The organism is Naasia lichenicola (assembly GCF_004801885.1).
GTDB lineage: Bacteria > Actinomycetota > Actinomycetes > Actinomycetales > Microbacteriaceae > Naasia > Naasia lichenicola.
This window is the reverse complement of record NZ_SSSM01000005.1, coordinates 945,668-957,723: the sequence shown is the minus strand read 5'-3', so window position 1 is coordinate 957,723 and position 12,056 is coordinate 945,668. Positions and strand designations below refer to the sequence as shown.

The 12,056-nt window shown below is 65.9% G+C and carries 14 protein-coding genes; 5 read left to right on the top strand and 9 right to left on the bottom strand.

Features of this window, described 5'->3' with window-relative positions:
• Positions 1-11 precede the first annotated feature (11 nt).
• The 4 genes from E6C64_RS15710 to E6C64_RS15695 all read right to left on the bottom strand — a co-directional run bounded on the left by E6C64_RS15710 (position 12) and on the right by E6C64_RS15695 (position 4,273).
• The gene (locus tag E6C64_RS15710; RefSeq protein WP_158437892.1) at positions 12-1,058 is read right to left on the bottom strand and encodes a BMP family lipoprotein; all 1,047 of its coding nucleotides are present in this window, start codon (positions 1,056-1,058) and stop codon (positions 12-14) included.
• Positions 1,059-1,205: 147 nt separating this feature from the next.
• Positions 1,206-2,282: an acetamidase/formamidase family protein gene (locus tag E6C64_RS15705; protein WP_136428475.1), complete on the bottom strand. Its 1,077-nt coding sequence runs from the start codon at positions 2,280-2,282 to the stop codon at positions 1,206-1,208.
• Positions 2,283-2,332: 50 nt separating this feature from the next.
• Positions 2,333-3,064, bottom strand: a complete 732-nt coding sequence (locus E6C64_RS15700) for an alpha/beta hydrolase family protein (protein ID WP_136428473.1) — start codon at positions 3,062-3,064, stop codon at positions 2,333-2,335.
• Positions 3,065-3,091: 27 nt separating this feature from the next.
• Complete coding sequence (locus tag E6C64_RS15695; RefSeq protein WP_158437891.1) at positions 3,092-4,273, bottom strand: amidohydrolase family protein; 1,182 nt, start codon at positions 4,271-4,273, stop codon at positions 3,092-3,094.
• Between the two features lie 649 nt (positions 4,274-4,922).
• On the opposite strand from E6C64_RS15695, the gene E6C64_RS15690 reads away from it, so the two are divergent.
• Positions 4,923-6,068 (top strand): winged helix DNA-binding domain-containing protein, encoded by a 1,146-nt coding sequence (locus E6C64_RS15690; protein WP_233255686.1) that lies wholly within the window; start codon positions 4,923-4,925, stop codon positions 6,066-6,068.
• 140 nt (positions 6,069-6,208) lie between these two features.
• On the opposite strand, the gene E6C64_RS15685 is transcribed toward E6C64_RS15690, so the two are convergent.
• Positions 6,209-6,490, bottom strand: a complete 282-nt coding sequence (locus E6C64_RS15685; RefSeq protein ID WP_136428467.1) for a GlsB/YeaQ/YmgE family stress response membrane protein — start codon at positions 6,488-6,490, stop codon at positions 6,209-6,211.
• A gap of 262 nt (positions 6,491-6,752) precedes the next feature.
• Between E6C64_RS15685 and E6C64_RS15680 the strand changes: the two genes are divergently transcribed.
• Positions 6,753-6,941: a hypothetical protein gene (locus tag E6C64_RS15680; RefSeq protein ID WP_136428465.1), complete on the top strand. Its 189-nt coding sequence runs from the start codon at positions 6,753-6,755 to the stop codon at positions 6,939-6,941.
• A gap of 91 nt (positions 6,942-7,032) precedes the next feature.
• On the opposite strand, the gene E6C64_RS15675 is transcribed toward E6C64_RS15680, so the two are convergent.
• Complete coding sequence (locus tag E6C64_RS15675; protein ID WP_136428463.1) at positions 7,033-8,271, bottom strand: GAF domain-containing protein; 1,239 nt, start codon at positions 8,269-8,271, stop codon at positions 7,033-7,035.
• A 349-nt stretch (positions 8,272-8,620) separates the two neighbouring features.
• On the opposite strand from E6C64_RS15675, the gene E6C64_RS15670 reads away from it, so the two are divergent.
• Positions 8,621-8,920: a hypothetical protein gene (locus E6C64_RS15670; RefSeq protein ID WP_136428461.1), complete on the top strand. Its 300-nt coding sequence runs from the start codon at positions 8,621-8,623 to the stop codon at positions 8,918-8,920.
• Positions 8,921-9,115: 195 nt separating this feature from the next.
• Positions 9,116-9,316, top strand: a complete 201-nt coding sequence (locus E6C64_RS15665) for a hypothetical protein (protein WP_136428459.1) — start codon at positions 9,116-9,118, stop codon at positions 9,314-9,316.
• 32 nt (positions 9,317-9,348) lie between these two features.
• On the opposite strand, the gene E6C64_RS15660 is transcribed toward E6C64_RS15665, so the two are convergent.
• Together E6C64_RS15660 and E6C64_RS15655 are read right to left on the bottom strand one after the other, a co-directional pair.
• On the bottom strand, positions 9,349-9,870 hold the full coding sequence (locus E6C64_RS15660; RefSeq protein WP_438941870.1) for a GNAT family N-acetyltransferase: 522 nt from the start codon (positions 9,868-9,870) through the stop codon (positions 9,349-9,351).
• Positions 9,858-11,264 (bottom strand): FAD-dependent oxidoreductase, encoded by a 1,407-nt coding sequence (locus E6C64_RS15655; protein ID WP_136428457.1) that lies wholly within the window; start codon positions 11,262-11,264, stop codon positions 9,858-9,860. Before E6C64_RS15655 ends, E6C64_RS15660 begins: the two co-directional genes overlap by 13 nt.
• 112 nt (positions 11,265-11,376) lie before the next feature.
• On the opposite strand from E6C64_RS15655, the gene E6C64_RS15650 reads away from it, so the two are divergent.
• On the top strand, positions 11,377-11,727 hold the full coding sequence (locus tag E6C64_RS15650; protein WP_136428455.1) for an ArsR/SmtB family transcription factor: 351 nt from the start codon (positions 11,377-11,379) through the stop codon (positions 11,725-11,727).
• Between the two features lie 56 nt (positions 11,728-11,783).
• Here E6C64_RS15650 and E6C64_RS15645 read toward each other — a convergent pair whose 3' ends face one another.
• A complete protein-coding gene (locus E6C64_RS15645; RefSeq protein WP_136428453.1) occupies positions 11,784-12,050 on the bottom strand; it encodes a hypothetical protein in 267 nt (88 codons plus the stop codon).
• Between the last annotated feature and the right edge of the window lie 6 nt (positions 12,051-12,056).

The following is a 12,056-nucleotide window of genomic DNA, read 5'->3' as shown; positions in this document are numbered from 1 at the left end:
TGCTAGTGCGGCTACTTGATGGTGAGGTCGATCACGACGGAACCGTCGATGATCCCAGCGCGGGCTGCCTCAACGGCGGCCTGGACATCGGCGGGAACCGCGTCGGACATCGCAGGGATGCCGACGCCATCGTTCTCGATGCCGTAGAGGACGTCGGTGCCGCCCTCGAACGAACCATCGGCGAACGACTTCAAGACAGTGGAAACCGCGACGTCGACCTTCTTCACGACCGAGGTGAGGATGAAGTCGCCCAGGAACGCCTGGTCTGCGTCCACGCCGATACCCCACGCGCCGGCCTGGTCCGCCGCATCGAGGGCACCGAGACCGCAACCACCGGCGACGGCGAAGATGGCGTCCGCACCCTGGTCGAGCTGAGCGTTGGCGAGCTGCTTGCACGCGTCCTGGTCGGCGAAGGTCTGCGAGTAGCCGTTCAGCAGCACGGTGTCTGGCGACTGGGAGATGATTCCCTGCTGGAATCCGGCGATGAACCGGTCGACCGACGGCTGCTTCTCGCCACCGACGGTTCCGATCGCGTCACCGTCGAACTTCTCGAAGCCGCTCGCACGCAGGCCTCCGACGAGGACGCCGGCGAGGTAGGCGCCTTCCTGCTCCTTGAAGGTGATGCCCTGCACGTTATCGAGATCCTCGAGCGCCGGGTCGCCCTCGGTCGCCACGTCCACGATCGCGAAATCCACGTCCGGGTAGTCAGCGGCGACCTCGGCGACCGGGCCGGCCTGAGCGAACCCGACCGCGATGATCAGGTCGTAGCCCTGCTGAGCGAAATACTGCAGGTTGGGCACGAGATCCGAGTCCGAGGCGGACTCACGCGCCTCCGAGGTGAAGGACACTCCCGCATCCTCGGCGAGGGTGAGACCCGCAAGGCTCAGTGCGTTGAAGCCGCGGTCGTTGAAGCCGCCGCTGTCGGAGACGAGGCCGACCTTGAACGCTGAAGCGTCCTCGCTGCTGTCGGCGGCGGGGGCCGATGGGGTGCCGGCACAACCGGAGACGGCGAGCAGCAGGCCGATCACCGCCGTTCCGAGAATAACGTTTCGCTTCATGCCGAGAATCCTTTTTTGGGAGAGTGGAGGAGCTGTGTTACCCACCGAATAGGGGCTGGGTTCGACCAGGATGCCCATCTCGAGTTTCAGGGACGGTGCTCGCACGTTACAGCGATGTTAACTTGCGAATCGTTTCGCTACGCGCGGTCAGGCGAAGTCGTTCTTCCGAATGCGGGCGTGCACTCCTTTCACCAGGTCGACGACCTGCGAGATGGTGAAGTCCGTCGCGGCACTCAGGTACGCGTACGCATGGCGCTGGTCCATGCCGTAAGCCGCGACCAGCAGGGCGATGGCCGCACGCACGCAGTTCTGGAGGGCGATGTCCAGATCCGGGTCCATTCCTGTGGGCACCAGGAAGTCGCTTGTCTCGACCAGGGGGCCCGCGAGTTCACCGAAGCGCTCGACTGCGTCCTCTCGCCGGATGACCTCGAAGCGAGCCGTGACCCGAAGGGAGGCCTCCATGGCGGTCAGGGAGACCTCACCGTCGCCCTGGGCGAAGTGCGGGTCACCGAAGTACGCGAGCGCGCCGTCGACCTGCACCGGCAGGTAGAGAGTCGACCCGGCGGCGAGCATGTTGATGTCGATGTTCCCGCCGTGCGGACCGGGGGGCACGCTGTGAGCGCGAGTTGCGCCGGCAGGCGCGACCCCCATGATCCCGAGGAACGGATGCAGCTCGAATCTCGCCCGACGATCGCTGCGGGGCGCCACAGGGATAGAGCCGAACGACTTGCCGTCCACCTGCTCCACCTGTGCGAACACGCTGTAGAGGTCACCCTCCAGTGGGTACTCCAACGGCAGCGCACCGAGTCCGTGGCGGTTCGAGATGACTCCGTAGGGCACGCGCGGAACTGCGTCGAGCACATGAATCGCCAGCAGGTCACCAGGCCTGGCACCGCTCACACGCACAGGACCGGTCACGAGGTGCGGCCCGTCATGCTCGAACGAGTGCTCGGCGCTTGAAGCCGCAAACTCCACCAGGTCGCGCAGCACGTGTTGGTCGGGAATCCCCTGACCACGGAAGTAGCCCAGCGGGTCTCGCCCCTGGTCTTCCATCACGCCCTCGTGACTGAGAGTGTCGACGATGAGGGTGCCGCCGGAATCCACCTCGGCCGCGGGCAGATCGCCCTCGCCGAACAAGCGCCCCCACAGGAGGGTGCTCTCGGAGGCAGGGAGATAGGCGACGCCATCCGGGATGCCCTCGCCGCGCTGCAGGATGCGTGTCATGGCGGCACGGTACAAGAGAAACGTTTCGCCGACGTTTCTTTCATGAGTCGCTAGGCGATAGTCCCCAGGATTTCGAGAGTGGTCACCCAGGACGCTGAGTCGACGTCGATGACGACGAAGTGGTCGCCCTCCACTGGGACCAGCTGAGCGACACCCCCCGCAGAGACAGAGCTCGCGACGAACTTCTCGGACTGACTGAAGGGCACGATGTCGTCCGCCGTCCCATGTACGCACCAGACGGGCACCGCCAGGGGCACATACCTCGCCGGGTCGGCGAGGTCGTAGCGCTCGTCGACTGCACCGCCCATGAACAGCTCTACCGCGCCCTCGCCCATACCGTCCGCAACTGCATCCGCGAAGTCGAGCACCGCACCGAGGGTGATCAGGTGCGTAGCCGCCACAGCGGGGTTGCTCCAGGGCGATTCCGAGGGCTGCTGTCGGCGACTCGCCGCCCATGCGGCCAGGTGCCCGCCCGCCGAATGACCCATCGCCACAACGACCCCGTGCTCGAGCCCGGTGCCGGCGAGAAGGGCGAACGCGGCATCGACGTCGTCGAAGGTCTGCGGGAAGCCCCCGCCAAGCTCATTTCGCCGGTACTCGACATTCAACGTCGCCCATCCGTGCGCTGCCAGCGCGGCAGCGATCGGACGCCCGAGGCTGACGTCGTACTGTGCCCGCCAGAATCCACCATGGAAGTAGACCACCACGCCCTTCGGCGTCCCCTGTGGAGTCGTCAGTTCAGCGAACTGGATCGGGTCGGGTCCGTAGCTGAGTGTCGTCATGCGTCGAAACGATACTCGAATCCGTGACTACGCCTGGGCGACCAGCCGTCCACGCTTGTAGACCTCCATCGGTCGCTCCCGCTGTAGGAGCGCATCGCGTGCACTGCTCGCGTTGTAGAGGGCGAAATCGGCGTCGGCTCCGACCTCGAGGCCGTACGACGTGAGGCCGATGGCGGATGCCGCATGAGACGTGAGCATCCTGAAGATCGTCGAAGCGTCCTCTGCGCTGCCCAGATGGCACAGCACAGCGAGCAGGTTGGCGACGTCGAGGATGTTCCCCCTGCCGAAGGGTGTGAATGGATTCTGGATGTTGTTCGTGGCGACCGCGACATTGACCCCCTCCTCCAACAAGAGTCGTACAGGGGTGAGCCCGCGGCGTGCCGCCTGCTGGTCAGCGCGCCCGTTGAGGAAGGCATCCGTGACGGGAAGGGTGATGACGCTGATCCGAGACTGCGCCAATGCCGCCGCGATGCGCCGAGCCTCGTCCACCGGCACCGATCCGAGCGAGGTGAGGTGTCCGAGGGACACGCGGCCCTCCATCTCGAGACGACGCGTGCGCTCGATGACCTCGAGCACATCGAGTTGCCCAGGATCGTCCGAGAGGTCGATATGGAGGTCGAGCGGCTTGTCGAACCGCGCCGCCAGCTCGAACACGAAGTCGAGGTGCTCGGCGACGTCGCGGTCGTTGTAGGGGATGCCCCCCACAGCGTCCGCTCCCATCCGCATCGACTCCTCCATCAGGTCGGCGGTGGTCCGTTGGACGAAGATGCCTTCCTGGGGAAAGGCAACGACGTTGAGCGTGACCCGGTTGGCGTATTCCTCCTTCAAAGCGAGGATGGTCTTCATCGCGAGTAGTCCCAGAGTGTCGTCGATCTCCACGTGACAGCGCACGTGCGTCACTCCATGTGAGAGCGACTCGTCGAGCACCCGCCGCGCCCTGGTGAGGATGTCCCCCGCGGTGAAATCGCGTTTGAGCGCCGATGTGAAGGCGATGGCCTCAGCCAGGTTGGATGCATCCGCTGCCATGCGGTCGAGCAGGTAGGCCTTCTCCAGATGCAGATGGGAATCGACGAGTCCCGGCATCACGAGCAGGGCCTGGTCGGTGGTGCGCGATTCCGCCGGTGTGATCGCGGAAATGCGACCTCGATCGATCCTGATGTCTACGAGGCCGTCACTGGCCGGCGCGCGCACGCCTCTGACGATGTCCACCAAGCACCTCTCCAGCGGTCGGCCCGCACCAGGCGGAGGGCTCGGAATCCGTGTGCAGTCTAGGACGTCGACGGCCTGGTACTTCAACCAGCTACAGCGAGCGATGTGGCGCCGCTCGAGGCTTTTGGGGTCTGCGGCAGGATGACTGATCGCTCGACTCAGGCGCTGGACTTGATTGAAGCGCCGCATGCTCGGAAGACTGCTGAACAATCCGATCCGCTGGCACTTCGAACAGTGCGCGGCAGTAAGCCGTGCGCGCGTCCGCGCCAGCTTCCCGTGCCCACAATTTGCCCACACTTGTAGAAATATCGGGGTGATCGAGGCCCACACATGTGAGTCTAGAACCGGATGTTTCCGCGGTTTCTGGCCTGGAGAATACCTGGTCAGAGGCTAGTTCGGGAGTTCGAGTCCCTCCAGGGCACCGTGTTCCACCATAAAATGGGTGATCAGCATCTAGTTTGCTTCACCGCCCGCTCGAATCCGACGGTTCATCGACGGAGCGATCGGACGACGGCTGACCACCTCGAACCTGCACGTCACCGGACCTGTGCGGAGCGTTGCGATGTTCGCCTCCCTGTCGGCCGTGTGGGAGCAGATGCCGCGAAGGGATGAGTAGGTGCGCACGTTCTCGATCGAGGAACGACGCCGGATGCTGGTGCACAAGCACCATCTCCGAGGTGACGCAGACGGCCCCGAGCGAGTGACCAAAGCGTTGGTGGCCCTTCATGCCACAGACCCGGCGACGGTCTACCTCTCCGTACTTGCCAGGACATCCACAACGACGATCGCTGACGTGGCTTCCTCCCTCTATGAGAATCGAACCCTCGTGCGGTGGATGGCGATGCGTCGCACCCTCTTCGTATTTCCGACCGTCGATGTGCCGGCGATCCAGGGCGCCGTCAGCACGCCGCTCGCGGCGACCCTCCGCCGGCAACTCATCAGTCGTCTCGACAGAAACGGATCAGAACCCGCCCTCGGCACAGACGCAGACGAATGGCTCGACATCGTCGGAGCCGACGTCGACGCGGCCCTGGAGAGCGCAGGTGCAGCCACAGGAGCGCAGCTCGCAGCGGCGGTGCCCGCTCTGCGGACGACGATCCACCCCGGGTCCCCGTCAGAGAAGCCGCAGAACGTGACATCGCCATTGCTCACGGTGATGAGTACGGCTGGTCGGATGGTTCGAGGCACCCCAACGGGACCATGGACCAGCAGGCACCACCTCTGGGAACCCGTCGACCACTGGTGGCCGAACGGGTTGCCTCTGATGGATCCAGCCGAGTCGCAGGCGATGCTCGCTCGGCGGTGGCTCGAACGCTACGGCCCAGCCACTGCGGACGACCTTCAATGGTGGACAGGCTGGAACAAGACGACCACTCGCGCTGCCCTTTCCCGCCTGCCGATCGAGGAGGTCGACCTGCATGGCGTAGCCGGGATCGACCTGCGGCATGACGCATCCACGCCCGATGATGACGCTGTGCCGGAGGCAACGCTGCTACCGAGCCTCGACCCCACGTCGATGGGGTGGAGAGACCGGAAATGGTTCCTCGGCATCGACCCGCAACAGATCTTCGACCCCGCGGGCAACATCGGTCCCACCATCTGGTGGAACGGCGAGATCATCGGCTCCTGGGCAGTCGCACGAACGGGAGAGATCCGCACGGCGATCGCAGCAGACCGAGGCTCCAGCGCTGTCCACCAAATCGAACTGGCGGCAGAACGACTGCAGCGTCGGCTGAATGGCGCCCTCGTCACACCGGCTATCCGCACACCGCTCGAACGGTCGCTGGTCAACTAGATCGTTCAAGGTGTCATGAGTCGCGAGCCGGCAGCATCCAGCGGCTCGGGCCCGTCCACGGGGGCCCACCCTCTGCCGGTCGGGTCTAACAGCAGAGGGCGCGGGCTCGTCTCCGGGACCGCGCCCTCTTTCGGTCAGGTCTAACGGCGCGCGCCGCGACCCTTCACCGCAAGGTAGATGGCAAGGACGATGATCGCGCCGATGATCGAGCCGATGATGCCTGCCGGCTGGAGGAACCCGTCGCCCGCGTCCTTTCCGAAGAGGAGGAAGCCGAGGAAGCCGCCCACGAACGAGCCGATGACGCCGAGCAGGATCGTCATGCCGATGGACATGCTCTGCCGGCCGGGGATGATGAGTCGCGCGAGCGCGCCGGCGATCAGGCCAACGACGATGACGGTGATGATCGTGCCGATTACACCCATGATGAACCTCCTGCTCTGAGCTCGCATGACGAGCGCCAAATGTGACCGCGGTTACGGCAACCCCTCATTCAACCATCACTTGAGGGTGTGGAGCGAATGGATATCAGCGCAGCATGAGGTGGCCAGAGCGATGTCAGGTGCAACCAGCATCTGCGGCGCGATCGCTGTAACCCCTATCAACCGCCTTCGCGCCACCACCGGAGCGCTGTACGAGCTGGGCACTCGCTCGCTTCCGGAACGGCACGCGAGTAGCGTCCGTGGTGTGAGCGACGAAGCACGCAAGTCCGAGCGGAACCCGTGGTCTTTTCGAGGCATGGTCCTCGGTGCGTGGCGCTCAATCCTGATGCTCTTCGTTGCGGAATCCACGCTCGACAAGAGTGAGGTCACGAAGCTCGAAGAGCGCTGGGCATCCGACGACGCTCGCCGAGGGGGCCCGGAGCGCAAGTCGTAGTACAGCTCACCGCAGGTGCCCGCACGACCCGCACACTGACTCACGCGGAGAGGTCTGCGGACAGCAGTGCATCGCTCTCTCGATTGCGACGTCAGGCGGGGGCGAGCTGCTCTTCACTGGCAGCCCGAGTGCCCGCCGCCAGCAGCGCGAGTTCCCGCTCGGCGCGATCCGCGAGCACTTGGAGCCGCTGGAGGTCAACGGCCGAAGCCTTTCGGGGCGTGCCGTCCAGGATGCAGAGCGTTCCCACTGCCCGGCCGTCTTCCGAGTGCAAAGGGATGCCCGCGTAGAAGGGAAGCTGCACGACGTCGAGGAAGGGGTTGTTCTTGAACCGATCATCGGCCGCAGAGTCCGGGACGACCACGGGTCTGTCCTGCGCGACCGTCTCGTTGCAGTAGGCCAGCTCCCGAGGCATGGAGGAGGGCGCGCCGCCGCTGTTGGCGACGAACCAGTTGCGGTCGCCGTCGAGCACGTTGACTGCCGCGAGGCTGACCCCGAACATCTCCTGCGCCTCGCGCACGATCTCATCCAGCGGAGACCTGCCGTCGGTCGTGCTCGCAGCACGAACCGCGCGCTCGGTGCCCGCCCACTCCCAGCGCCGCTCAGTCTCGTCAGCGAAGGGCTTTGCGGCGCGGATCGTTTCCAGGACGGGGCTGAGATGGATCGAGAGAGCCTCTGCCCATGCCTGGTACATCTTCGGTGAACCGAGCGGCCTTGCGGCCTCGAACTTCTCTGCGGGAGCGTGGACGGCGGTGACCCGAGGGTGATTCTGTGCCAGCTCGACAGTGAACTCGGTCATGCGGTCGGCGTGCAGCTGCGCCACCGATCCCGCGGACGAGTTCGCCATCGCGTAGGCACGGATGTTCGGCAGCCCGACGAGGATCACCTGGGCCGCAGGATGGATGTCTGAGAGCACTCGATCGAGGACAGCGGCATAGTCGCGCTTCCAGTCATCGAGCCGTGTCAGACGGAGGGCGTCGTTCATGCCCAGGGCGATGACGATCAGGTCGTGTCCGGCCGCCGCTCGATTCCCGAGCCACGCGAGAGTCGATGCGGCATTCATCCGCTCGTCCCCCACGTACTCGACGGATGCCGATCTCGACGACCGCTCGTTCAGCGCTCGAGCGAGCTGTCCAGGAACAGCGAGATCGTGCAGCGAGACACCCCAGCCATGCAGTGGGCCGTTGCCGATGAGGAGGACTCGATCGGTGTCTCCCTCGGGTCCGACGCGCACCGTCGCGTCGCCTCGAGGATGTGGCGTGGAGGGCGCCGCCTGCAGCATGTTGGCGTACCACATGCGCAGCGGTGCGCGCAGATGCTCGTAGAGCGGCAAGATTCCCCCGAATCGTTGGTCCTCAAAGGAGTATTCAGGTCCAGAACCCGCGCGACCGCTCCCTCTTCGGGTGTCTCGCCTGGTCCGGGCCCTCTTCTCGCGGATGGACGACCATATGTCCGGGCCTCGACTCTTTTACCGCGGGGGTGGAACTCCCCCACCAGCGCATCGGCGGATCCAGCTTCGGGAGCTCTGGCGACTGTCTGAACGAGCTCGCGTGGCTGGAGGCTATGCTCCGAGGCAAGGCCATGCCCACGATTGGTCGAATCCGCACTCCTCAATCGACGTGCGCCTTTTCACAACCGGGACCGTGGCTGCAGCGCCCGTCCATCTCCGCAAGCAGCAGGGGTTGACGATGAAGCGTGTGCGCTATGACGGCGAAGAGCTGATCATGCTCGACGAGGTCGCTGACGGATTCATCAGGTACGCGCTCGCGCTGGGGCAGCGGGGCGGCGTCGACGTCGTGACGGTTCCCACCCTCACCGTTTCCGGCGCGTCCCAGACGGTGCAGATCTACCTCAACCCGTCGATCCACCTGAGCAGCCGCCCCATCGACGAGCCCCAGGACGACCGCCATCCGACGGCGGCCTTTCTGGCCGAGCTGGAGCTGAGAAGTGCCGGGGTCGAGACCAGTCTCTCGAAGGACTGACGGCGCAGACCGAAGTGACGGCGCTCGATCACAGCAACGGTTCTCGTCGGCAAGCTTCGCTCACAGCATGAAGGGGAGCGTGGTTCGCGCGACGGTGCATGAGCTTCGTGAACCCCTGGGTGAACTTTTCCGGTCCACGAGGGAAAGTTCGGTCGCTGATCTGGAAGTCGAGCGCGATCGGCGTTGGATCGGAGGATGAGCGAATCCAGCGGTACGCGTCTGCCCGACGACCCGATCGACGAAGCCGAACTCCCCAGCATGCGGATCAGTCCGTCCGCCGGTGAGGAAGCGCTGATCACCTCGGGCGCAGAGGTGGTGGGTGACTCCGAGATCGAGTCCTCCCCTGAGGACGTCGATTCCGAGGCTCCGACCCCCGACGGCGACACCGCTCGCTAGGTCAGGCGCCGGAGTGCGCTCCACGGACCTCTTCAGCTGAGTGGATCGGAAGCGCTGCGCCGTTCGATGAGGAGGGTGTCCCGCCACCGACCGGCGAGAGGCCCGTAGGTCATGAGGGCGATGCGCTCGCGCCTTCCGATCTCGCGGAATCCGAGCCTCGTGTGCAGAGCGAGACTGGCGAGATTCTCGGGGAAGATGCTCGATTGGATCGTCCAGATGCCTGCGTCTTCGGCGGCCTCGATGAGTGCGGAGACCAGCAGCCGGCCGACGCTGTGTCCTCTCGCGAGCTCGCCGACGTAGACGGAGTGTTCGACGACGCCCCGGTAGACGGGCCTCGCCGAAATGGGAGTCAGAGCGGTCCAGCCCAAAATGGCGCCGTCGTCAACAGCGACGAGGCGTCCGACGGGCAGCTTTCCCGCATCGAAGTCAGCCCAATCGGGTGGGGCGGCTTCGAACGTCGCGTGGCCGGTGTCGATCCCCTCCCGATAGATCGCCTCGACCTGCGGCCAGTCCCCCGCCGTCATCGCGCGGACGGCGACGCTCACGCGCAGCATCCGCTGGACTTCGGGTCGGCCCCCGTCGTCTCCGCCGATGAGTTGGCCTCCCACATCGTCTCCGAGGTGGCGGGCTCGACCGCGCAGCAGCCGGCGCCACCGGATCCGAGGTCGGTCGAGCAGACCCCGGTCTGCGGAAGTACAAGCTGCACCTGTCGGGCGGCCGCATGGTTGCCGGCGAGCTCGTCGGCGATCGAGCGGACCTGCTCGTAGCCGGTCAGCAGCAGGAAGGTCGGCGCACGTCCGTAGGACTTCATCCCGGCGATGAAGAAGTTCGATTCGGGGTGGGCGAGCTCGGCGACGCCGTGGGGTTCGACCGTGCCGCAGGAGTGCAGGTTCGGGTCGATGAGGGGCGCCAGCGCACGCGGGGCCTCCACGATCTCGTCCAGCGAGACGCGCACTTCGCGGAGCATGTCGAGGTCGGGGCGGAAGCCGGTCGCGTTCACCACGACATCGACGGTGACGCTCGCCGGCGCTGCACCGCGGCGCGCGGTCACCGCGCAGGCGCCCTCTGACTCGTCCAGCCGCTCGATCTCGAAACGGTCGAGCAGCGTGACCGCACCGGATCGGACGAGTTCGTGCACCCGGCCACCGAGCTTGCCCCGCTCCTCGAGCTCGTCGCCATCGGAGCCGTACACGCGTACCGGATCGGCGCCGCGGATGGCCCATGTGATATCCGTTCCGGGTTCCTCCGTCGCGAGCTCGGCGAGCTTGAGGAGGGTGTTGGCAGCGGAATGTCCGGCCCCCACGACGAGCACGCGGCGTCCGGCGAACCGGGCACGCTCGGCACCCAGGACGTCCGGCAGCGCGTGACTGACGAATGCGCCGCCGCCGGAGGAACCGAGCGGGTCGAGACCGGAGGATGCGAGCGAGTTGGGGGTGGAATAGGTGCCGGAGGTATCGATGACCGCGCGCGCCAGCACATCGATGGTCTCCCCTGTTGATTGAATACGCAGCAGGAACGGCGTCGACGCGCGGCCGGTGGATCGGGTGCGGTCCATGCCCTCGCGGCTGACGGCGGTGACGCGCGAGCGATATCGGATGCGGGGCGCGAGCTCGGTGGTGGCGGCGAGCGGCGCCAGGTAGTCGCGGACGAGCTGACTGCCGAGAGGCAGCTCGTCGCTCACGGGCGACACCCATCCGCCGGCGTCCAACAGGCGTCGCGCAGCCGGGTCGATCAGGTGCTCCCACGGCGTGAAGAGGCGGGTATGTCCCCACTGGGTCACGGCGGCGCCCGCGTGGTCGCCGGCCTCGTAGACGACGACCTTGATCCCCCGCTCGAGCAGCTGGGCGGCGGCGGCGAGGCCGATGGGCCCAGCGCCGATGATCGCGACCGGCAGGCCGGTGAGCCGGTCCTCTGTGGCACGGGGCGGCACGGTGAGGGTCATCGTCATGCGTGGGTCTCCTTCATCCATGAGCCGTTAGACCCCGGAATCTATATCGACGTTGATCGATGGAGGCAGTCTGCAAGCAGACATCGACGGTTGTCAATGTCTATGGGAGACTGTGGCTGTGACACTCCTCCAGACGACCGTTTCCGACGCCTGCTGCGCGCCGACGTCGTCGCGCGAGCCGCTCGGAGCCAGCGAGGCTGACTCGCTCGCGCACACGCTGAAGGCGATTGCAGACCCGACTCGGCTGCGCCTGGTGTCGATCATCGCGGCGAGCACGGAGGGCGAAGTCTGCGTCTGCGATCTGACGGATCCCGTCGGGCTCAGCCAGCCGACGGTCTCTCACCACCTGAAGGTGCTCGTCGACGCGGGCATCCTCAGCCGCGAGAAGCGGGGCACCTGGGCCTACTACTCGCTCGTCCCAGGCGGACTGAGTTCCCTCGCCACCCAGGTCGCCGGGGTCTGACCCGGTCTTGCCGCTATGCGGCGGAGATGCGATCGACGAGCCCCTCGATCCGGTTGTCAGCTGTGCAGGCCCTCGGGGTCGATGTCCATCGGGGGTGGCCATTCCTCCCAGGTGGCGACCTCGTCGTCGGTTCGTTCCGCTGCGGAGAATCTGACGGGGAAGTGGGCGGTCATGAACACGGACACTCGTCCGTGGCCATGGGTGTTGAAGTGGACGAAGTCGCCGCCTACTCGCACTGCAGCGACGATCTCCCTTTCGAGCGTGAGTTGGTCGACGTCGGGAGTGAGGTAGAAGTAGTCGCCGTCGTGTCGCATGGTTGTCACCAGCAT

What these genes read in the sequence shown, in the direction of transcription:
- E6C64_RS15710 (WP_158437892.1), bottom strand. Translation starts at nt 1,058, where the DNA reads ATGAAGCGAAACGTTATTCTCGGAACGGCGGTGATCGGCCTGCTGCTC.
- E6C64_RS15705 (WP_136428475.1), bottom strand. Translation starts at nt 2,282, where the DNA reads ATGACACGCATCCTGCAGCGCGGCGAGGGCATCCCGGATGGCGTCGCC.
- E6C64_RS15700 (WP_136428473.1), bottom strand. Translation starts at nt 3,064, where the DNA reads ATGACGACACTCAGCTACGGACCCGACCCGATCCAGTTCGCTGAACTG.
- E6C64_RS15690 (WP_233255686.1), top strand. Translation starts at nt 4,923, where the DNA reads ATGCTGGTGCACAAGCACCATCTCCGAGGTGACGCAGACGGCCCCGAG.
- E6C64_RS15685 (WP_136428467.1), bottom strand. Translation starts at nt 6,490, where the DNA reads ATGGGTGTAATCGGCACGATCATCACCGTCATCGTCGTTGGCCTGATC.
- E6C64_RS15665 (WP_136428459.1), top strand. Translation starts at nt 9,116, where the DNA reads ATGAGCGAATCCAGCGGTACGCGTCTGCCCGACGACCCGATCGACGAA.
- E6C64_RS15660 (WP_438941870.1), bottom strand. Translation starts at nt 9,870, where the DNA reads ATGCTGCGCGTGAGCGTCGCCGTCCGCGCGATGACGGCGGGGGACTGG.
- E6C64_RS15655 (WP_136428457.1), bottom strand. Translation starts at nt 11,264, where the DNA reads ATGACGATGACCCTCACCGTGCCGCCCCGTGCCACAGAGGACCGGCTC.